The sequence below is a fragment of the Psychrobacillus sp. AK 1817 genome (assembly GCF_008807035.1).
Lineage (GTDB): Bacteria > Bacillota > Bacilli > Bacillales_A > Planococcaceae > Psychrobacillus > Psychrobacillus faecigallinarum.
Window position 1 is genome coordinate 1,213,556 of sequence record NZ_CP031739.1, and the last position, 22,682, is coordinate 1,236,237.

At 37.2% G+C, this 22,682-nt stretch carries 19 protein-coding genes; 8 read left to right on the forward strand and 11 right to left on the reverse strand.

The window, feature by feature from the left end:
* The first annotated feature begins 206 nt into the window (after positions 1 to 206).
* Positions 207 to 416, forward strand: a complete 210-nt coding sequence (locus D0S48_RS06310) for a DNA-dependent RNA polymerase subunit epsilon (protein WP_144537894.1) — start codon at positions 207 to 209, stop codon at positions 414 to 416.
* A 3-nt stretch (positions 417 to 419) separates the two neighbouring features.
* Positions 420 to 2,087: a ribonuclease J1 gene (rnjA, locus tag D0S48_RS06315; RefSeq protein WP_151110679.1), complete on the forward strand. Its 1,668-nt coding sequence runs from the start codon at positions 420 to 422 to the stop codon at positions 2,085 to 2,087.
* Between the two features lie 405 nt (positions 2,088 to 2,492).
* Here the strand turns inward: rnjA and D0S48_RS20560 are convergent, their stop codons facing one another.
* The 3 genes from D0S48_RS20560 to D0S48_RS06325 form a co-directional block, all read right to left on the reverse strand.
* Positions 2,493 to 2,633 carry a hypothetical protein gene (locus tag D0S48_RS20560; protein WP_191696433.1) on the reverse strand — a complete coding sequence of 47 codons (141 nt, stop codon included), beginning with the start codon at positions 2,631 to 2,633 and terminating at the stop codon, positions 2,493 to 2,495.
* 218 nt (positions 2,634 to 2,851) lie between these two features.
* Positions 2,852 to 3,511, reverse strand: a complete 660-nt coding sequence (locus D0S48_RS06320) for a potassium channel family protein (RefSeq protein ID WP_144537888.1) — start codon at positions 3,509 to 3,511, stop codon at positions 2,852 to 2,854.
* Between the two features lie 86 nt (positions 3,512 to 3,597).
* Entirely contained in the window at positions 3,598 to 4,041 is a 444-nt protein-coding gene (locus D0S48_RS06325; RefSeq protein ID WP_191963878.1) for a TlpA disulfide reductase family protein, read from the reverse strand.
* Positions 4,042 to 4,241: 200 nt separating this feature from the next.
* Here D0S48_RS06325 and D0S48_RS06330 point away from each other — a divergent pair, with 200 nt between their 5' ends.
* The 6 genes from D0S48_RS06330 (at position 4,242) to D0S48_RS06355 (ending at position 10,666) form a co-directional block, all read left to right on the forward strand.
* Positions 4,242 to 4,784: a helix-turn-helix domain-containing protein gene (locus D0S48_RS06330; RefSeq protein ID WP_151110683.1), complete on the forward strand. Its 543-nt coding sequence runs from the start codon at positions 4,242 to 4,244 to the stop codon at positions 4,782 to 4,784.
* 15 nt (positions 4,785 to 4,799) lie between these two features.
* Positions 4,800 to 5,906: an ABC transporter ATP-binding protein gene (locus tag D0S48_RS06335; protein WP_144537882.1), complete on the forward strand. Its 1,107-nt coding sequence runs from the start codon at positions 4,800 to 4,802 to the stop codon at positions 5,904 to 5,906.
* Positions 5,896 to 6,720 carry an ABC transporter permease gene (locus tag D0S48_RS06340; RefSeq protein WP_151110685.1) on the forward strand — a complete coding sequence of 275 codons (825 nt, stop codon included), beginning with the start codon at positions 5,896 to 5,898 and terminating at the stop codon, positions 6,718 to 6,720. The genes D0S48_RS06335 and D0S48_RS06340 overlap by 11 nt, the downstream gene beginning before the upstream one ends.
* Positions 6,704 to 7,510, forward strand: a complete 807-nt coding sequence (locus D0S48_RS06345) for an ABC transporter permease (protein WP_144537878.1) — start codon at positions 6,704 to 6,706, stop codon at positions 7,508 to 7,510. Before D0S48_RS06340 ends, D0S48_RS06345 begins: the two co-directional genes overlap by 17 nt.
* A complete protein-coding gene (locus D0S48_RS06350; RefSeq protein WP_151110687.1) occupies positions 7,507 to 8,580 on the forward strand; it encodes an ABC transporter substrate-binding protein in 1,074 nt (357 codons plus the stop codon). The genes D0S48_RS06345 and D0S48_RS06350 overlap by 4 nt, the downstream gene beginning before the upstream one ends.
* Before the next feature lie 898 nt (positions 8,581 to 9,478).
* Positions 9,479 to 10,666 (forward strand): MFS transporter, encoded by a 1,188-nt coding sequence (locus tag D0S48_RS06355; RefSeq protein WP_151110689.1) that lies wholly within the window; start codon positions 9,479 to 9,481, stop codon positions 10,664 to 10,666.
* A 65-nt stretch (positions 10,667 to 10,731) separates the two neighbouring features.
* On the opposite strand, the gene D0S48_RS06360 is transcribed toward D0S48_RS06355, so the two are convergent.
* From D0S48_RS06360 to D0S48_RS06395, 8 genes are read right to left on the reverse strand one after another with little or no spacing between them, the layout of a single operon-like run.
* Entirely contained in the window at positions 10,732 to 13,329 is a 2,598-nt protein-coding gene (locus D0S48_RS06360) for a VWA domain-containing protein (protein WP_151110691.1), read from the reverse strand.
* On the reverse strand, positions 13,313 to 15,073 hold the full coding sequence (locus D0S48_RS06365; protein WP_151110693.1) for a vWA domain-containing protein: 1,761 nt from the start codon (positions 15,071 to 15,073) through the stop codon (positions 13,313 to 13,315). The genes D0S48_RS06360 and D0S48_RS06365 overlap by 17 nt, the downstream gene beginning before the upstream one ends.
* 11 nt (positions 15,074 to 15,084) lie before the next feature.
* Entirely contained in the window at positions 15,085 to 15,960 is an 876-nt protein-coding gene (locus D0S48_RS06370) for a DUF58 domain-containing protein (protein ID WP_144537868.1), read from the reverse strand.
* On the reverse strand, positions 15,957 to 16,949 hold the full coding sequence (locus tag D0S48_RS06375; RefSeq protein ID WP_144537866.1) for an AAA family ATPase: 993 nt from the start codon (positions 16,947 to 16,949) through the stop codon (positions 15,957 to 15,959). The genes D0S48_RS06370 and D0S48_RS06375 overlap by 4 nt, the downstream gene beginning before the upstream one ends.
* A gap of 11 nt (positions 16,950 to 16,960) precedes the next feature.
* Entirely contained in the window at positions 16,961 to 18,439 is a 1,479-nt protein-coding gene (locus D0S48_RS06380; RefSeq protein WP_151110695.1) for a hypothetical protein, read from the reverse strand.
* Between the two features lie 12 nt (positions 18,440 to 18,451).
* On the reverse strand, positions 18,452 to 19,300 hold the full coding sequence (locus D0S48_RS06385; RefSeq protein ID WP_151110697.1) for an ABC transporter permease: 849 nt from the start codon (positions 19,298 to 19,300) through the stop codon (positions 18,452 to 18,454).
* 1 nt (position 19,301) lies between these two features.
* Positions 19,302 to 20,231: an ABC transporter ATP-binding protein gene (locus D0S48_RS06390; protein ID WP_151110699.1), complete on the reverse strand. Its 930-nt coding sequence runs from the start codon at positions 20,229 to 20,231 to the stop codon at positions 19,302 to 19,304.
* Positions 20,231 to 22,627: a hypothetical protein gene (locus D0S48_RS06395; protein WP_151110701.1), complete on the reverse strand. Its 2,397-nt coding sequence runs from the start codon at positions 22,625 to 22,627 to the stop codon at positions 20,231 to 20,233. Before D0S48_RS06395 ends, D0S48_RS06390 begins: the two co-directional genes overlap by 1 nt.
* Positions 22,628 to 22,682 lie beyond the last annotated feature (55 nt).

Here is a 22,682-nt window from a genome sequence, read left to right on the forward strand (position 1 = left end):
ACGTCTTAAGGAGTGGATTGCCATGTTGAAACGCCTGAAAAGGAAATTGTTGAGACGACTCGGCGGAATGCTCAGAAATAAAACTATTGCTTAAGTCAAATGTCTTGCCCTTCAAAATTTGGAGGGCTTTTCTTTATTTTAAAGAAGTGGCGTGATAATATAAAGAGAATTGATTTATTATGAACGTGAAAAAGGAGAGTATAAAAATGATTTATAAAGTTTATTATCAAGAAAATGCACTAGAAGTACCAGTTCGCGAAAACACAAAGAGCTTATATGTTGAGGGAGAATCCGAACGCGAAGTTCGCTCCCTTCTAAAGGACCGCAAGTATAATATTGAGCTTATCCAGCTGCTTGAAGGAAACCACTTGGAATACGAACAAGCAAGCCCAAATTTCAAAGTAGAAGAGTTATAATTTATGAAATTTGTAAAAAATGATCAAACTGCTGTTTTCGCCCTCGGCGGACTAGGTGAAATCGGCAAAAATACGTATGGAGTTCAGTTTCAAGATGAAATCATTCTGATTGATGCTGGTATTAAATTCCCTGAGGATGACCTTCTTGGGATTGATTATGTTATTCCGGACTACACTTATTTAGTTAAAAATGTAGACAAGATTAAAGGATTATTCATTACGCATGGTCACGAAGACCATATCGGTGGAATCCCTTACTTACTAAAGCAACTTAATGTTCCAGTATACGGGAGCAAACTAGCACTAGGATTACTTCGCAATAAATTAGAAGAGCATGGTTTACTTCGTCAAACAAAAATGAATGTGATTGAAGAAGACGATATAATTAAATTTAGAAAAACCGCAGTTAGCTTTTTTAGGACTACGCATAGTATACCTGATGCTTTCGGGATTGTGGTGAAAACCCCTCCTGGTAATATTGTGCATACAGGAGATTTCAAGTTTGATTTTACCCCTGTTGGCGAACCAGCCAATTTGACTAAAATGGCTGAAATCGGACGCGATGGTGTTCTTTGTCTACTTTCTGATAGCACTAATGCAGAGGTTCCTAATTTCACAATGTCCGAACGTAAAGTTGGAGAAAGTATGGATTCCATTTTCCGTAAAGTGAATGGCCGTATTATTTTTGCAACCTTCGCTTCTAACATCCATAGACTTCAACAGGTTATCGATGCCGCAGTGCATCATAATCGTAAAATTGCTGTTTTTGGAAGAAGTATGGATAATAACATTACCATCGGGAGAGAGCTCGGATATATTACAGCCCCTAAGGAAATGTTTATAGATACAAGTGCTTTAAATCGACTACCGGCAAACGAAGTATTAATACTATGTACCGGTAGCCAAGGTGAACCAATGGCTGCCCTATCTAGAATTGCTAACGGTACTCACCGACAAATTCAAATTCAGCCTGGAGATACCGTTGTATTTTCTTCTTCACCTATTCCAGGTAATAGAGCAAGCGTAAACAGAACGATTAACCTATTGTTCCGTGCTGGCGCAGAAGTAATTCATGGTTCCTTAAATAACGTCCATACATCTGGGCACGGTTCTCAAGAAGAACAAAAGCTTATGCTGCGTTTGATGAAACCTAAATTCTTTATGCCTATTCATGGGGAGTTCCGTATGTTAAAACTTCATACCGAGCTTGCTGCAGATTGTGATGTACCAATTGAAAATACATTTATTATGGAAAATGGCGACGTTCTTGCTTTGAGCTCAACTGAAGCTCACGTGGCAGGACGTATCCCTTCTGGTGATGTATATATTGATGGTAGCGGTATTGGAGACATCGGGAATATTGTGCTAAGAGATCGCCGTATTCTTTCAGAAGAAGGCCTAGTAATTGTAGTTGTTAGTGCTGATATGGAAAGAAAGAAAATTGTGTCAGGTCCAGATATTATTTCTAGAGGATTCGTTTACATGAGAGAATCAGGCACGATGATCAATGAAGCTCAGCAAATGTTAAACAAGCATTTAAGATACACTATACAGGACAAGTCTATTGAATGGTCTGAGCTAAAAAATGAAATTACAGATGTGTTAAGCCCTTATTTATATGAAAAAACAAAACGTCGCCCAATGATTTTACCAATCATTATGGAAGTATAAATTATATAAAAGCATCATTTTATTTGATGCTTCGGACTGTAGGCAAACTCAAAGAAATTTGAAATTGTCTACAGTCTTTTTTTTACAATATATAGTAAGAAATCATCGATTCAGATATTCATAAGCCACACTTTCCAAAAGCACGACCTCAGACTCGGCGCTTCGGCTACTTGGTTTCTTCAAGTCATTTACTACAATCGACAAGTGTTAGCTAATAATAAAGTATTAAATCTCAAAATACTTGGAAATATTAATATTATGTGAGAGCTCTTTCACCAAATTTAAAGTAAGCATCACCTATTCAAAAATTTTGCCAAACAAAAAGAGAACATATAAACGAATTAACGTTTTATACTCTCTTTTTAAGACTTATCGATACTTGGATACTGTATTTATAAACGGCAATTATTGATTCTCATCTTTTTGCTGCTCAGAAGGCTCTTCACTTGGGTCCGGCTCATTTTCATCGGTACCGTTGCATCCGAATAGTATACCTGTTGATAAAATAACAGACATAATAGTAAGAACATACCTTTTATTCTTCATCCTAATCCCTCCATTCTTATGCTTAATGTGTCTATCTTTTAGAAAAATATACAAAAATAAAAGAGCGCTCCAATTGGAACGCTCTTATCATATTAAGACTCACCTATACTTTAAATATTATTTTTGCTTGTTTATTTCATATTGAACGAATGTTTTATAATCTAAAATTTATTTATTTTAATAAATATAAAAGCCAAGGGATTAGTCCCTTGGCTTAGTTAAGATAAAACTTTCTTTTCAAAGCGATTAATATCAACATCTGCACCAATTATAATAAGTACATCATTTAGTTGCATTTTATCGTGGGCTTGAGGTGAGACGATGATATCCTTTCCTCGTTTAACCGCAACAATGTTAATGCCATATCTCGCACGGATATCCAAATCTATAATTGAGAACCCAGCAATTTTCTCGTTTACTTTGATTTCCATAATCGAATGCTCATCGGATAGCTCCAAATAATCTAATACATTATTAGAAATGATGTTATTGGCAATTCGTATCCCCATGTCTCGTTCTGGATGAACTACTTGATCTGCACCTATTTTTCGTAACACTTTTTCATGATAATCATTTTGAGCCTTCACTGTAATTTTTTTCACACCTATTTCTTTTAGCATAAGTGTAGTCAAAATACTTGATTGAATGTCATCCCCTATTGCAACAATCACGTGTTCAAAATTTCTTATCCCAAGAGATTTTAAAACTGCCTCGTCTGTTGTATCCGCAATAACCGCATGAGTTGCTATTGTAGCGAACTCATCTACTCGTTCTTGAATTTTATCGATTGCCATTACATCCGCGCCTTGCTCCATTAACTCTTTTACGATACTTCCTCCGAAACGACCTAAACCAATAACAACAAATTCCTTATGCATAACTGCGCCTCCTAGAACTAATTGCCATTAGTTTAACACATCAGCTGTTCCTCGGCTATGAGATTTCACTATAGCCATTTTCATAACTAACGTTCATTTATCAACAATACAAGTCGCTTTTCTAGCATGTGCCAACCGTACTCCCCTGTTTGCCTATGTCTTAGCTGTCCTTTTTTATCAAACAAGTAAAAGTTAGGAACCATTTGATTCTGATATTTTTTAGAAATGGTTAAATCATGATCTAAGAATATCGAATGATTTATACCGATAGCAGCAGCTGTAGATTGAACAATACTTGTATTAGCATCCTCTTGGGATCTTGGCATATGAACAGCGATTACATTAAAACGATCTCCATATTTGCTTTTCCATAAGTTAATCACTGATGGAGCCCTTTTGCAGGCTTGACAGCTAACAGACCAAAAATAGACAAGAACAGGCTTTTCTCCCATTAGTTGTTCCTTTGACCATGCTCCGTTTAACCATATTGCCGAATTCGGAAACTCCGGTAACTCCTCTCTTAACCGCATTAAATTCTCTCCTTTTTCTGTCATCCATTGTTATAGTATGCAGGACAAAAACTACCGATTATTTCATTCAATAAAAAATGGAATAATTTTTTTTTGTAAAATCATTAAAAAGTTGTTAAAGTAAACTTAAAGTTATGTTAAAATAAACTTTGTTTTATGGAAAAGCTCTTTATTTCAAATAAAAGAAGGAGCGTAATTACATGCAAATAGGTAAAAAAATTAAGCAATTACGGTTGAAAAAAGGACTTACTCAAGAGGAGCTTGGAGAAAGGACAGATTTAAGTAAGGGTTTTATTTCTCAGCTTGAACGTGACCTCAATTCTCCTTCTATTGAAACTCTTTTTTCCATCTTAAATGTTTTAGGTTGTAAGCCTAAGGATTTCTTTGATGATGAACACAGTAGAACAAAGGTTGTTTTTGAAAAAGAAGAACAAACCGTTAATGTAGATGAAGAAAAAAAGTATACACTGCACTGGCTTATCTCAGAATCCAATGAAAATGATATGGAGCCAGTACTTATTATTCTTGATAAAGGCGGGCAATTTAAAGAGTTCGAACCGTCCCTATCTCAAACATTCATATATGTTTTACACGGTCGCGTCCAGTTAACATTAGGCAAGCAGCACTACTTCGCATCAATAGGAGAATCCCTCTATTTTGAAGCATCTGATCACCATCTTTTACAAAATGCATCGGATGATATCGCGAAGGTTATTTATGCCGTCACCAATTCTTACTTATGAAAATGGAGGGTTATTATGTCAGAGACACCTATTATTCGCTTTGAAAACGTCACTAAATTTTATGATGAGGACACTACCGTACTTAGTAACATTAATTTTGAATTAGAACGCGGAAAATTTTATACGTTATTAGGACCATCAGGTTGTGGGAAAACAACTATTCTCCGCTTAATCGCAGGATTTATGCAGCCTTCAAGTGGGAGCATTTATTTTAATGGAAAACTAATCAACAATGTACCAGCCAACGAACGCCAAGTTAATACCGTATTTCAGGACTACGCTTTGTTTCCTCACTTAAATGTTTTTGAAAACGTAGCATTTGGTCTACGCATAAAAAAATTAGCAAAAAAAGATATAGAAGACAAAGTATTAGAAGCATTGAGATTTGTTAATTTAAGCGGTTATGAGTATAGAGAAATAGCAGAAATGTCTGGGGGACAAAGACAACGTGTTGCTATCGCCCGTGCAATAGTCAATGACCCTGAAATTATATTACTAGACGAGCCACTTTCAGCGCTTGACCTAAAGCTACGTTCAGAAATGCAGTACGAGCTTCGTGAGTTACAGCAACGTCTCGGAAAAACTTTTATCTTTGTTACGCATGACCAAGAAGAAGCACTTGCTATGTCCGATGAAATATTTGTATTGAATGCCGGAAATATTGAACAAAGTGGAACTCCTATGGATATTTATGATGAACCTATCAATCGCTTTGTTGCGGACTTTATCGGTGAATCTAATATTGTAGAAGGAACAATGGTCGCAGATTTCCGTGTGCATATTGGTGGTAAGGAATTTGAATGTGTGGACCAAGGGTTAAATCCAAATGAGAAGGTTGATATCGTTATTCGCCCAGAGGATTTAGAAATTACTGGAGTAGATAATGGGAAGATGAAAGTGAAAGTAGATACCCAACTATTTAGAGGCGTTCACTATGAGCTATCCACTTACGATGAAGAAGGAAATGAGTGGTTAGTTCATTCAACTAAAAAAGCAGCTGTAGGTGAAATGATTGGATTAGATTTCGATCCGGAGTCTATTCATGTTATGCGTCTAAATGAAACAGAAGAAGAATTTGACAAACGACTTGAGTCTTATGGGGAAGACGCTTATGGAAACTAAAAAAGCTAAAACGCTTTATCTGATACCCTACTATGCTTGGATACTATTCTTTGTCATAGCTCCAATAGCATTAATCGCTTATTATTCCTTCTTCGACTTAAGCGGAAGCTTTACATTAGATAACTATAAGAACTTTTTTACTTCTGTATATTTAAAGTTAACACTTAGCTCATTCTGGTACGCATTTTTAATTACCTTATTTTCTTTGCTCATTGCGTATCCAACAGCTTATCTTTTAACTAAAACAAAGCACAAACAATTATGGTTACTTTTAATCATTATTCCATCATGGATTAACCTTCTATTAAAAACATATGCGTTTATCGGGATCTTTGGTTTATATGGTCCAATCAATGCATTTTTAAATGTTTTTGGCATAGGTGAACAGCAAATACTATTTACTGATTTTAGTTTTATTTTTGTATCGGTGTACATTTTCATACCATTTATGATTCTCCCTATCTTTAACTCGCTCGATAAGTTAAATCCATCTCTTATAGATGCAAGTAGAGACTTAGGGGCTTCAAGCTGGACAACCTTTTCTAAGGTCATCTTTCCTTTAACTATTAATGGTGTAAAGGCCGGGATTCAAGCTGTATTCATTCCCTCCCTCTCATTATTTATGATTACTCGATTAATTGCAGGGAACAAAGTAATTACACTAGGTACTGCTATTGAACAACAGTTCCTTGTAACACAAAACTGGGGAATGGGTTCAACCATCGCCGTGTTTTTAATTATCTTTATGGTAATTGTCATGATCATTACAGGACAAAGAGAAAAGGGGGCCACTTCTAATGGAAAAAACAAGTAAGTCGGCAAAAATATTTTTAGCCCTGATCTTCGTTATTCTTTATGTACCTATTTTTTATTTGATATTCTATTCATTTAATAGCGGTGGTACGATGAATGACTTTGAGTCCTTTACTTGGGAGCACTATGCAGCAGTGTTTTCTGACACTCGTCTAATTATGATTCTTATCAACACTGTTATTGTGGCGTTACTATCTGCATTGATTTCGACCGTAATAGGTGTTCTTGGTTCCTTAGGTATAGTTTATATTCGAAACAAATCCTTAAGGAACTCAATATTATCCTTGAATAACGTATTAATTGTTAGCCCAGACGTGGTTATTGGTGCCTCCTTCTTGATTCTATTTACTATGGTTGGGGTTAAGTTAGGCTTTGCCTCAGTATTAATTTCTCATATTGCTTTTAGTATTCCAATCGTAGTCTTAATGGTATTGCCAAAACTTCAAGAAATGAACAGCTCGTTAATAGATGCAGCAGCCGATTTAGGTGCCACTAGAAGAGACATTTTAAGAAGAGTTATTATCCCTTTCATCAAACCGGGAATCTTTGCAGGATTCTTCCTGGCATTGACTTACTCATTAGATGACTTTGCAGTGACTTTCTTTGTCACTGGGAATGGTTTTAGTACATTATCAGTAGAGATTTATTCTATGGCTCGTGCCGGAATCACTCTAACAATTAATGCACTTTCAGGAATTATTTTCATCGTCACTTTATTGTTAGTAGTGGGCTATTACTTTATTAGCCAACGTGGCGGGAAAAACCCTACAGGAATGGGGGTAAGAAAATGAAAGATATTGTGAAAGCGTCAGTAGCAATTATTATTGTTTGTATAGGATTGTTTGTAGCGAATGACTACTTAGGGAAAAGCTCCGGCAATGCTGGTAGTGATACAGTTACTATTTACAACTGGGGTGAATATATAGATCCTGAGTTAATCAATCAATTCGAAGAAGAATCTGGTTATCGTGTTGTCTATGAAACATTCGACTCTAATGAAGCAATGATGACCAAAATTGAACAAGGTGGAACTTCCTATGACATAGCTGTACCTTCTGAGTATGCTATCGAAAAAATGAAGGAAAATGACTTACTTCTTCCAATTGATCAATCGAAAATCCCAAACATGGCAAATATAGATCCTTACTTTTTAGATTTATCCTTCGATCCTAAAAATGAATTTTCAGTTCCCTACTTTTGGGGAACAGTAGGAATCGTTTATAATCCTTCCCTTTTAGATGACCAGTCATTTGAAAGTTGGGATGATTTATGGGATTCTTCACTCCAAGGCAAGGTCCTTTTAGTAGATGGAGCGCGTGAGGTAATCGGAATGGGGTTAAATAGCCTTGGCCATTCCTTGAACTCAACTGATGAAACTGAGCTTCAAGAGACTTTAGAGAAACTTCAAAAGCTATCGCCTAATGTAAAGGCTATTATTGGTGATGAAGTAACACAGCTTATGGTAAACGAGGAAGCAGCCGTTGCGCTTACTTGGTCGGGACAAGCTGCTGATATGATGTGGGAAAATGAAGAACTAGATTACTCTGTTCCTGAAGAAGGTTCTAATCTATGGTTTGACAACATGGTAATCCCTAAAACCTCGGCAAACATCGAAGGCGCTCATGCATTTATCAACTTCATGTTAGATCCAGAGGTCGCTGCACAAAATGCAGATTATGTGGGGTACTCTACACCTAATACTGCAGCAATGGAGCTAATGGACGAAGAAGTCATAACAGACGAACGCTTCTATCCTTCCGAAGAAGCTCGAGACAATTTAGAAGTATACAATAACCTAGGACTTGAAATGTTAGGTGTTTATAACGAGTTGTTCTTGAAATTTAAAATGGGTTCAAAGTAAATTAGCAAATTAACATTTACCCTTTAATTAACTTAAATATTATTAAAAAATTATAGAGAGGATGGTCGCGACTCACGTCACGGCCATCCTCCTTTTGCCTAGCCAATGAAACCAGCAAAAAGTCTTTTTAGCTAAATCTACACCATCATTAGTACACCATATATGATTGTAGCGACAGGCGACGACTCCTGCGGGATTAGGGAGACAGATAAGACATCACAATCGACACGTTAGCGACGGTGATGGCTTATCGCTCCCCCGCGGAAAGCGTTCGCCTAAAGCGGAAATCAGCCATCTATTGCCCAAAGATTTCCCTGTAAATTTATTAATGGGATAGATCATATAACCATACAATATGTTCTTGAGGTAGTTTCTCCACGCTACTTCATCGTTACTACACTATTATGATTGTAGCGACAGGCGACGACTCCTGAGGGATTAGGGAGACAGATAAGCCCTCACAATCGACGCGCAAGCGACGGTGATGGCTTATCGCTCCCCCCGCGGAAAGCGTTCGCCTAAAGCGAAAATCAGTCATCTATTATCTAAAATTTTACTGCAATTTTATTAATAGGATTGATCATATAACCATACAATATGTTCTTGAGGTAGTTTCTCCGTACTACTTTATCATTACTATATATGATTGTAGCGACAGGCGACGACTCCTGCGGGATTAGGGAGACAGATAAGACATCACAACCGACGCACAAGCGACGGGGATGGCTTATTGCTCCCCCGCGGAAAGCGTTCGCCTAAAGTGAAAATTAGCCATGTATTATCAAGTTTTTCAAGAAGGTCGCAAGTGAAATTTTTTCGGGACACGAAGGTATGTATTATAGAGAAAATATGATATTATCGATAGATGATAATAGTATGAAAGAAAGCAGGAACCATTATGACAGAAAAAAGAAATAAATTTGCATTATATATACTAATGTTCAATATGTTTATCGTAATGTCAGGGATAGGAATTGTTATCCCAGTAATGCCTTCATATTTGGAGACTTTTGGCGTCGCTGGGCAAGCATTAGGATTTATCATTGCTTCCTATGCTTTAGGACAATTTATATTTTCACCATTAGCTGGTGAACTATCCGATAAATACGGAAGAAAAAAATTAATCATTATTGGTTTGATCGTCTTCTCCTTATCACAATTATGGTTTGGTTTAGCCACAGACGAATGGATGCTCTATATTGCAAGGTTTATGGGGGGAGTTGGCGGAGCATTTTTAGTACCAGCTACTATGGCATTTGTCGCTGACTTAACAAGCCTTGAAGATCGTGGAAAAGGCATGGGCTACATTGGGGCTTCCATGTCATTAGGCTTTATGATAGGGCCGGCTATCGGAGGGTTTTTAGCAGGTGTAAGTTTATCCTTTCCATTTTACATGGCTGCAGTTGTATCTTTTCTTTCCGCAATAGTCTCCTTAGTTATCTTGCCTGACATTAAAAATGTAATTAGTGAACTAACACCTACTATTAAAAAACGTGAAAATATCCTTTCACAAATGAAAAGCTCTATATACACGCCTTACTTTATGATGTTATTTATCATTTTTGTTTTCTCATTTGGAATTGCTAACTTCCAATCAACCTTTTCATTGTATGTAGATCACAAATATGATTATAGTCCTCAACGAATCGCTGCTATTTTAACTGTGGGTGGATTTGTAGGGGTAGTTATCCAAACTGTTGTGATAGACCGACTCTTTAAACGCTTTGGCGAATTAAATGTTATTCTTGTTAACTTAGTGGTTGCGGCTGTATCATTAGTACTTTTCTTTTTAGTAGACTCTTTCTGGCTTATTTTATTTTTAGCAACTGCCTTCTCAATTGCTACAACATTGATTCGTCCAGCTGTAAATACAATTGTCTCTAAACTTGCTGGCAATGAACAAGGGTTTGCTGCTGGTATGAACAATGCGTATATGAGTTTAGGTAATATGATTGGTCCGGCTCTAGCAGGTATTTTATTTGATGTGAATATCAACATACCATTTGTAGTCGGTGCATTAATCTTAATCTGTACTTGGGTTATCACTCTTGTCTGGGTTAAAAAGAAAAATCCAGTCATTTTATAACATAAGCTATTTTAAAGCTCACAATAAAAGCGCAATGGAGGTACATCTCTTCCATTGCGCTTTATCTATCTTTTTTTCTTTTCTCTCACAAGCTTTTCCATATTACTGGTCGTTTTTGTAGCGGGAGAAGTTGCTTCTTTTTTACTTTTTCTAAAAGGTGCTATAAGCTGTTTAAATCCAAATCTCCTAATTGTTATGTCTATAAAAAATAGGATGATTGCCGCCAAGATTAAAAACTGTCTTATAGGTTGCTTTTCCGAGCTAGTCATACCGATATCTCGAAATACCTCTGCTGGTTCACTTAAAAGTTCTCCATCAGTTCTACTAGTGATTAACTGAAGGTTTTGTACATTTGGCTGTTGAACCTTATATTCTTCACTGTAGGGAATGGATATCCCTGCTTGATAGATAACATCCTTCTCATTAGAAACTCGGAAAAATACTAGTCCCGGCTCGCTCTCAACCGTAACTCTGGATTTTCCAGGTGCCAATGGCTCGGAGGTTACAGCTAACTCTTCCCCTTTTTCATTAACTGCTGCCACCTCGATAAAGGATGAGCTTCCCGAAGGATCTGTCACCGTATAACTTCCATCGGTAGATTTTTGAATGGTAAAAGGTACTTCACTATAAGATGGAAGCATTCTAGAAATAGCTGTGTTCCAAAAATCACCCCAATTATTCCAACGTGCAAAATCTCCGCTCCAAGCACCCGTAGAATCAGAAGTGAAGGCAAGAGTTCTTCCTAAGCCATACATCCATTCAGCCAAAACTGGGTCTTCCTTCTCGCTCTGAGCTATTACATTTGCAGTTTGCTTGGCAGTAGTTGCTATATATGCATTCATCTGTGGAACACCATCAACGAACAGACTAGACCATGCAGGGTCTCCATAAATGGTAGGATAAAATGGGTTATCCTCTATATAAGTTCTAGAGATGATAGCTGTTTCAGTAGACATAATGGCAGGAATTGTAGATTCATCCTGTACTTCATAAAAAGTTCCCCCTCCCATTTCTGCAAGGCTTTCTAGCAAAGCACGGTCTGCATCCTGTCCAACGGCTACTGTTGAAACAGTAATATTATTCTCTTTTCCCTCTTCGATTAAAGTTTGATAGTCATTAGAGGAACTAGATTGACCATCTGTCAGTAAAATAATATGTTTTCGTTGTAGTTTTAATGGCTGTAACTGCTCATATGCTAGGGCAAGACTTGTATATATCTCAGTTCCTCCACCAGCACCTACAGACAAGATTTTTTCAACAGCTGCTTCTCTATCTTTAAGAGGCTCTGTCTCAATAATTTGCCATGGACGATCATCGAACGCTATGAAGCCTAAATGATCATCATCTCTAAGCATTTCTACCGAACGAGCAGCTGCCTCTTTCGCATATTCCATTTTCGAACCAGACATGCTTCCTGATCTATCCATTACAATAATAAGCCCTAATGAAGGTAATTGTTGCTTCCCTTTAACTTCCATCTCAACAGGTAATAACTTTTCGATTGGAGTTTTAAAATAACCACCTAATCCAAAGCTATTCTGCCCACCCACCATCATAAAGCCGGTACCAAAATTTTTAACTGCCTGCTCAATCACATTCATTTTTTGCTCGCCAACTATGTGTCCTGGCACGTTGTCAAAAATAATTGCATCATACGCAAGATAATTAGATAAATCATATGGAAGAGAGTTTGCGGTGATAACATCAGTTGTAATGGCTTCTTTGTCAATAACTAAAGGAATATTAGTAGAAGTATCCTCATTTGTAACAACCAGTAGCCTTGGAGAACTCTCTACATTAGTTACACTCGTAAGCTTATTATTTTCAATCAAGGCATCACCCTGAACAATTACCTGTACTTCATATTTTAACAGACCCTCACCCTTGGAGGTGTTGCGGAAAGTATAACTATTAGATCCTTGCTCCAAGGCGACTTGCTCTCTACTTAGTAGTTGATCATTTTGATAAAGTAATAATTCGCCATTTGTAGCCTTAGTCGCTTGGAGTTCTACATTAAGCTGCTGTTGCTCTCCTTCGAAGGCTACAGGAGGTGTTTCAAAGGATGTAACAGCAACGTCCTCCGATGATACTCTCTCAAGCTGTACTACATCTACGGTTACATTACTGCCAGCTATTTTCATAAGCTCGTCTGCTATAGTTCCGCTAGTCTCAATTCCGTCTGTAAATAGAACAATTCTTGTTGCTTTGTTTGGTTCTATTATTCCGGTTGATAACTGTAACGCTCTAGCGATATCGGTGTTACCTGGTGATTTCATAGGACTAAAAACAGGAAGTTTTATTTCCTCATCAGTCAGGGGTATCTCCGTTTGAAAATCCTCTGCAAATGTATATACGCCTACTAAATGTCTATCTTTTCGAGAATCTAAGCTTGCTTCAATCCATTCACTTACCTGCTGATCAGTTCCTTGTACTGAAGCGGAACGGTCAATCAGAAAAACAATCTGTTCCTCTTTAATGGGCAGCAATAAATAAGGATTTGTAAGACCCAGCACTAAGCAAAATATAGCAAGCACTCGTATAAAGAAGACAGTCCTTCCCTCTTTCCTCAATATATTTCTGTCCTTTTTCCATGTCCAAACAAAATAAATGAGAATAGGTACTAATAATAGTAAAAGCAGTGGTTGATCAACTCGTAAATCCACGGCGTCTTTGCACCTCCCACTCGATAACAAACAACAATAACAATAAAACAATTAAAAATGGAACAATGGAATACTTTTCATAGTTCTCATCCTGCTGTTCTACTCTCAGTCCTCCAATAGAATATGAGGAACCTTTTATAATTTCTTTTTCTTTTTGAGATATTGCTACTGAAAAATATTTTTCTTTCTCACCAGAACGTATAACATATAAACCTGGTTTTCTAGGAGCAACAAATGCTCCTCCATTCTCAATAGAATATTCATAAGAATCGTCTAGCGTATAAATTTCCCACTCATTAGTAGCGCTACCTAAGGATTGTGGTTTTCTCTCATTCGGAGTGAAAGATCCTAAATAAGTATTACTATTAGATAGCTGCTCTTTCACACTCCACATAAACAATGGGAAAGAAGGACTTAACGGCCAATCTGTCATTTGTATATCAGAAAGTACAATAATATCTCCCCTTGGAGAGATCTGTATAAAGGGCTGCTCAGCAACTGTTGCTATCGTTTTATAGCCCTCCACACCCGGATATACGCTACTTACATAGATATCCGAAAGGTCAGCAAAGGAAAACAAAGGGTGATCATCCGTTTGAACAGTTCCATTAACCTCTACAGGATTTTCATCATTCCTTCCGATAAATAAGGCAGGTCTTTCTAATTGATCTACTAAGCTAAATTGATTAGTAACTAGAATTCCCTCCTCCTTCACTAGGCTTACCTGTTCAGCTGGTATACTACTCATGTCAACACCAAGTGATTGAAAGGCAGTGCGTACCAAAGTGTGAAGAGAGCTATCTATGAAAATCTTAGAGAGTTGATCCTGCAAGAACACGGTCATCTCGTTATCCATGAGATAATCGTCTTCCACATCTATAGTTGCCTTCAGAAAAATTGCCTCCTGTAACTCATCAAAGGAAAGGGTGACTGTTTCACCCGCAGGCAATCTAACGGATTCTTTAACCAATTCACCTTCTCCATTTGACAAGGTTAAGGACACTGTTTGCTCTTCTCTATTTTGACTAGCTAATTGGATCAAGGCTGAAGTTCCATTTTTCATCTTGGTTGCCCCAAGGCGTTTGATAGATATGTTGGATACTTCCTTAGTTTGACCGATTACATTCCAGCTTACATTTTCATATTGTAACGGCAAGGTCTGACGATCTATCTGATCTGTAAACACATATACCGAAGTAGCTTTATTTTGAAAAAAGGATTGAGCAAAATCCAAAGTTTTTGAAAGATTCTCATCCTCATAAGTCACTTCTAACTTATTTATTACTCTTTTAATTTCATTGATATTCGTTTCCTGCCTTAAAGCTGCGACAGGTTCATTTCCCGTAGTAATAAGTGTCAATGGCTTTCCAGATAACTGTTCAACCAGATCGAGCATTTCCTGCTTATGTTTGTTAAATAAGATAGCGTCATCCACGTTAACCTCCATCGTGGCAGAAGTATCCACAATAAAGACAATTTGCTCACCAGCAAGTGCTTCTTTTTTCAAAAAAGGTTGAATAAGTGCAATTACGAGCAAAATCATTGCTAACATTTGCAAATAAAATAACGCATTACGTTGAAGATGCTGTAAATAAGGAGAGGCCTTTGTCTCTTTCATCACTTCATCCCAAAAAAGAGTTGAGGAGACAGATTGCTTTTTATATTTCTTTCGAAAAAAGTAATATAATAGAACGGCAATCGGAAATATTACTGTCCATAAATATGGTAATTGACTAAAACCCATATATACTCACCTCATTGCACCCAATTTGCTCGTAGTAATTGATGAAATATTACATGAGAGATACCTTCATCTGCATTTACCTGTAGAAGTCTCACTCCGAATTTACTACAAATATTCTCTAAACCACGCTGATGTAACTGATGTTCTTGTTCGTATGTCTCTATTACTCTAGATGACATAGAAATATTTAATCGCTGAGAAGTTTCTACATCCTCTAGTTGAATATCTCCAGAATAAGACGGAACAAGTTCCTCATTTGTGACAACTTGTAAAATTCGTATATCTCCAGCAAAACGAGGTAGCTTTTGTATAAGAGATTTTAATGTTTCCAAGTCTTCTAGGCAATCTGTAATAAGGAATAATACCGTACTGTCTTTAGGTAGAAATGAGACGGCGTTTTTTGCAAAGGAGTCTGCCATGGTAGGCTCTTTTAAATCAGTTATTACTTGGGTAAATGCTTTCCGGTAGGTTGCTCCTTTTCTTCTAAAAGGTAAATTTTTATCATTAGTAACGGCAGCAAATGATAATCTGTCATCTCTTTGGAGTACAAGAATTCCTAAAGAAGCTGCTAACTGTCTTGCAAAATTCCACTTTAGAGGATCACCCATCGACTTAGATGAGTCTAATAAAATATGTACTCTCATTTCCTGCTCATCTAAAAAACGCTTAATAAAGTATTTATCTGTCCGAGCATACACATTCCAATCGATTTGGCGAACGTCATCTCCTGGTGTATATTCTCGGAAATCAGAGAAATCTAGAGAAGCACCAAATCTTTGCGAGCGATGAGACCCTTTATGTTGCCCGCGTAGTTTAGACTTGGTTGCTAAAGACAAGCGACTTAGCTTTCCGCTCCAATCCTTTGGGATTAAATATTCTTTACTCATACATTTTGTCCTTGCTTAACTGTTTGTAGAATAATTTCTATTAAGTCATCCGCGCTTTTACCTTCCGCTTCTCCCTCATAATTAAGCAGCAAACGATGCCTTAAAACTGGTTTTACCACTGTTTTAATATCTGCTATAGAAACATGATAGCGACCTGCTACTAGGGCACGTGCTTTCGCCAATTTTATAAGGCTCTGTAAACCACGAGGTCCACTTCCATATTGAACATATTGCTGTACCTCTGAAACTACAGAAGATTCTGGGTGAGTGGCAGCGATAATATCTACCGCGTACTCCAACATATCATCAGCTATTAATACTTCCTTCACCATTTGCTGTGCGGTCACAATATCTTGTGCATTCATTATTTTACTCAACTCAATAATTTGGCTTCCAGTAGTTCGCTTAGAAATTTCCATTAACTCTTCCTTAGTTGGGTAAGAAACAATTATTTTACATAAAAATCTGTCCATTTGTGCTTCTGGTAAGGGATAAGTCCCTTCCATTTCTATTGGATTCTGAGTAGCTAACACAAAAAATGGTCTATCCATCTGCTTAGTTTCTCCAAGCACAGTTACTGTTTTCTCTCCCATTGCCTCTAAGAGAGCACTTTGAGTCTTAGGAGTAGCCCGGTTAATTTCATCAGCTAACACCATCTGACTAAATATTGGCCCCTTTTGAAAATTAAATTGCTGTTTTCCATTCTCTAATCGTTCAATCATGCTCGTACCTGTAATATCAGATGGCATTAGATCTGGCGTAAATTGAATACGTGAGAAAGAAAGGTCAAGCACTTCAGAAATGGTACGAATGAGCATAGTTTTACCTAGTCCAGGCAATCCCTCTAAAAGAGCATGACCATCTGCTAAAACACAATAAATTGAAAACTCTACTGCCTCTTTTTGGCCAACTATAAATTGACCAATCTCATGGCGCACTTCCTCTAATCGTTTACTCATATTCATATAGTCTTCAGTTGTTAACTCCATAGTTTCCTCCATTAATTATTATTTTCTACGGACGAGAAGTAATCCTGAACAATCCGCTGTAAATCAGAAGGTAGTTGCATTCGTTCTGAGCTTTTCAAATAGGAATCTGAATATTCATTAATAACTTCTTCATAAGGTTTGGCTGTGCCTCTAGTAGTTGGCGCCTCCGCTGGTTCTTCGCTAGAGAAATTTCCTTCACCAAGATTTCCACCATCTATAGTAGTTTCTCCAGTGCCCCCAATTCTTGATGGAATCGATAACAGATCTCTTCCTCCAGAACCTTTACCAGCCCCCGTACCTTGGCCTTGGCCTTGACCCTGACCCTGACCCTGGCCTTGACCTTGACCCTGACCCTGACCCTGACCCTGACCTTGACCTTGACCCTGGCCTTGACCTTGACCTTGTCCCTGGCCTTGACCTTGCTGATTCTGACCTTGTTGACCTTGCTGATTCTGACCTTGTTGGCCTTGTTGACCTTGCTGATTCTGACCTTGTTGACCTTGTTGATTCTGACCTTGTTGGCCTTGTTGACCTTGCTGATTCTGACCTTGTTGACCTTGTTGATTATTAGAACTAGTATTAGGACTGTTATTATTAGAATTCTGATTACCTTGTGCTACATTGTTTGATGAAAACGGAAGCTTTTTACCCATTTTGCTAAGAGTAGACTGCGCAGTGGCAGAACTTTGAGATAATGCGCTATTCGCTGTTTCCAAGGAAGCAAGTTCTTTCTGCTCTTTCTCTGACAAAGCTGAACTTTCTTTACCTTCATTGTTCGCTAATTCTTTCTTTTCCTCTAATTTTTGTTCCTTTAATGCAAGTTCCTTCTGTTTTTTTATTAATTCTCTAAGGGCTTCTTCGGCCAATTCAGTATTTTTCAGTTTCTCTTTTAATTCCTCTAAGTCTTTTTTTACTGACTTAGCTAATTCTTTTTTCTCTAATTTTTCTACTTCCTTCTTAATGTCATTGATCACTTGCTTTTCTTGTTCAATGTCCTTTGCCTCTAACTGCGTGGTAGCAGGAAATGATGCTAATAAAAACACCACTGCAAGGGAGATTAAAAAGCCTATGGACCACCTAGCCTGAAAATAATGCTTTTCTCTTTTTTTAAATTTATCCAAAGCTTCCTGGCCATTCTTTGCTGCTTTTTGCAAAACTCCTTGAGCAAGTGGAGAATTATTATTTAAAAATGATACGGCAGTTAAAAGGACATTATCAGAAAAAAAAGAATCCAATTTATACAATGCTGTTTCTTTCGTAGGTCTCTTCCAAAAAGCTCTTCCTAAAAGAAGAAAAAATACAATACCCGCTAAAGACCAGGCATATATTGTGTAATAGGGAAAAACAAATAAGCGAGATACTAGTAGAATTACAGCAACAGAAAGAAAGGCGTAAAACAAAGCTCCTTGTAACATTTTAAAATAATGCTCTGTTGTAAGGCTGCGTTTTGCTCTTTTAATCCATAGCAATAATCTGTTTCTGTTCTCCATTTATTTTCCTCCTTACTTATATTTCTTCATATTAACCCGTAGTTTCTTTACTGCTATAAAAATTGTTAAAACCGTTAGCAAAACATAAAAAATTGCATATCCAGCCCAAATTGGAAAATCTATATTAGTCGTTTGGCTTATAAAGTCCGTTGAACTAGACATTGTTAAATTGATCATTAGTATAACCGGATTAATCGTTGCAAAAAAATGGGCAATGGGTTGAGGAGTCGTGGCCAATGCCCCAGTTGCCAAGCTATTCATTCCTGTAAGAACAAGATAAATGAAACCTGTTACCCCAGCTAGAAAAATCATCGTACCATATGTTGCAATCATCGACACAATCGTTTTTCGAATAATTGTAGAATACATAATCCCTATTCCACCGACCGCCAACATAGTTAAAAAGAAAAACAAAAATATTAGTCCGAGCTGCCCTGGGGAAACTCCACCGAATAGAAAAACAAAGCTATACACGGGTAAGCCCGCTACTAACAGTAACAGCAAGAATGCAATCGACGATGACAATTTACCCATAATAATTTGAAAAGAAGTTTGCGATGTTGTTAATAATATGTTCAATGTTTGCTTCTCACGCTCCGAACTGATAGCACCAGCCGTGAGACCCGGAGTGATAAAAAGTATAAGACCGAGCTGGATATAAGTGAGCATTACAAACATGAAAAAGCTTTCCTCGGGTCTAAAATAACCTGTGCCCGTAAAAGAGGTCGTTAACAGGATAAAACCAAACACAAATATAGACATAGCAATAAGATAAAATAGGATTCCTGTGAAACTTTTTAGAGAGCGAAAACGTAATTTTATCTCTTTAATAAGCACTGGATTACTTAATGCTTGCTTCATCTTATTTCGCCCCCTTTGTAATTTCCATAAAGACATCCTCTAAATCTGTCTCTGTTTCTACAAATGATATAACCTTTATTTGCTGTTCCACAGCTTTTTTAAGCAGACTAATTTGATCTTCCTCTGTACCTCTATAGTTAAAGGTAACTATATTTTTAACTGGGTCAGTCTCTACTTTAGAAGCAAAAGGATCCTCTTCAAAGAAGGTGGTAGCATTTTCAAGCAAACCTTTTACTTTGACGGTTATATGCCTTTCGCCAGCAAGCTGCGCTTGAATTTCTGACACCGAACCATGAGCAATCAATCGGCCTCCGTCAATGACTCCAATCTCGTCACACATTTCTGCAAGCTCTGGCAATATATGAGAGGAGATTAAGATGGTTTTCCCCATATCCTTTAACTGTCTTAATATGTCTCTCATTTCGATTCTAGCTCTCGGATCTAGACCAGAGGCTGGCTCATCTAAGATTAAAACCTTTGGATCATGTATCAATGCTCTTGCTAAGCATAAGCGTTGTTTCATACCTCTAGAAAGAAGATCTACATATTCGTATCTTTTTTGTGTTAAGTTGACTAGCTCTAATAATTGAGGAATTAGAACCGCTCTATCTGCTTCCGGTATGCCATAAGAAGCTCCATAGAAGTCCAAATACTCATTTGCCTTTAGTTGGTCGTATACACCAAAAAAGTCTGGCATATATCCAATCTGTTTTCGAACCTCATATGGCTCTGTTTTAACACTTTTACCATTCACCAGCGCATCACCAGAGGTTGGCTGTAGTAGTGTTGCTAATATGGAGAAGGTGGTAGATTTACCAGCTCCATTTGCTCCAACAAATCCAAAAACAGTTCCCTCTTGTAAAGTTAAATTTAAATCATTTAAAGCATAGAACGAGCCATACTTTTTAGTTAGTCCTTTAATCTCTATCATTACTTCACCTCCCCTTTAATACGTACCTCTGGAAGTCGTGTATATGGATCTCCATTATTGGAATCCTTAATTAATTTATAAATAATTTCTCCATCCTGATTGATATAATCTAATATATTTTCTTTTACTGTAAATCTACTTTCTTCTATAGGCTCATATATTTCTGTTTTATTGTTTAATAACTCGATAGTATGGGAGTTTCGATCTGTATTAGCTATTTGTAATTGTGTGTATTTTACGCCTTCTACAGGAAGATTCTGAGGTAGTTTCCATGACGTAATATACTCACCGTCGTCTAAATACCACTCAAAATTACTATTCTCTACTGGTTCCATATATTTTCCAAAAGAATTTGTTTCAACATTTACCATAAAGCTAGTTGCAGGTAGTGTAAACTCGCCTGATAAAATTGTCTCTGCCTCAAAAGGTTGTATTAGTAAGTTTAGAGCAGACATTTCTACTTTTTTCCCTTTAAGTTCAATTGGAACAATATTCTCCTCTACTAATGCAGTAATCGCTGGCTTACCACCAGTTTGTTCAATTAATTTGCTTGTAGAGTATAAGGATTGTTTACGTTGAGTTATTAAATCATCTTGGTTCATTGTATTTTGTCCCCAATTACCACTAGTATTAATAAAAGGATTAGAGGTTGGGCTTAACATTACGGATCCTAAGTCTTTGTCGACTTGCATTTGTTCTCCAGGTTTTAGGTCTCCTAGCACAATTAGTTTTGAACCGGACCAAATCGAAACTTCTTTAAGAGCAAATGGAAAATTATTAGTTAAAGTACCGGTTATTTTACTGGCCTCCACTTTAAGGTCAGAAGCTAGTTGCCCTGCATTTGGAATATAGGTTTCTCCATAAAAAGAAGATACGGACCAATACCCTAGATCCCTGAATGTAAGATCTGATCTGTTGGAGCTTTTTTCTAGAATAACATTTTCATGTATATTAGTAATATTGCCTGTAAAGGAATTAAAATTTCGTTGTGCGACCATAGAAGTTGAATTTGGTGAAGTAAAAGAGAATTCTCCACCCTTATTGCTTAAAATCGATTCGGCGTAATAGCCATTTAAACTACCATCTTCATTAACATATAAGAAAGAGGATTGTTGTACTTGAGGTCGAGCGATGCGATCCTTTGCACCATAGCCAAATATCCCAGCCGAAGTTAAAATAGCGATCAATGGGATAATCCCCCAAGCATATTCTCTTTTATCCTTCCGTTTCAAGATAAAGTAAAGAAGCGGACCGACTAGAAGCATATAAATAATTACAATACCAATCATCAGCGGTGTCGAAACTTTAAAAGAAGCAAACAATGAATTTGTCTCTCCAATTTCATAAACTAGCTGATCCTTAAGATTGTTTCCATACATATAATTAGTTGCCTGCGTATTTACAGGCTGCAGCACTGCTTTTATTAGCTCTTTATAAACATCATCTTTTGCAAGAGGTGAATCACCTAAGGAAAAGGTTGTTTGAATAATAGCTCCACTACCTAGTGATTTTTTAGCAGCTATCAATGTCCCATCTAAGTTGATTAAGGGCTGCCCTCCATCTGTTAATGTAGCATCGTGTAGAGTAAGATCCTGTGATAGTAATTTACCACCTGTTATAGTACTAATTTTTTCAGGTGAAAGATTTTTTGTGACTCCTTGTAAATTTAATGGAAGATGTTGCGATAGTAATCCAAGCTCAGCCGATGTATTTTCAGAAGCTCCGACAAGGATATATCCCCCAGAACTCACATAATCAATAAGCGCATTCTGCTGAACTTCTGAAAGATCCGCAAGGACAAATTCATCAATAACTATATAATCCGCCATTTGCCAGGCTACACCCTCTGATGGAAAAATAAAGTTATTTAGTTGACCTAAATGAATTACTTGAGCATTCGATTGCTTTAACTGATTTAATACAGTTAAACGATCGGCACTATTAGTCAGTGTCATGTAAAAAACAGAAGAAGGATCCATCATGTTAGCTTTAAGATTTTTAGATCCTTTATAATCAATTGACTTTCCTTTTTCCCAGCCACCTTCGTAAAAATGAACAAGTTGGATATTGGAGCCTGAGTATAAGTAATCATCGCTTAAACCAGAAGAAGCTATTTGGAGCGTTTTTGTTTCTCCAGCCCCTATTTCAAATGGTATAGCTTGACCATTACCTAAATTATAAGACTCGAACATATCCAGCACGATATCCCCCGAAAAGGCATCACCTGAATTTTCCACAGTAATGGTTATAGGAAGTCCTTCCCCATACTTTGCCTTTCCGTCAAAGCCAAGATTAATCTTGACCTGTAAGCTTGGAGCTGCTGAGGCATCTGATGGATATATACTAAAAATGATAAAAAGTGCGACGATGGCCAAAGCAAACTTGCGTATCTGCATATTTTTTCCCTCCTATTATGTATATAATTTAGTACGTTTTTCCCCAAAGAAAGTT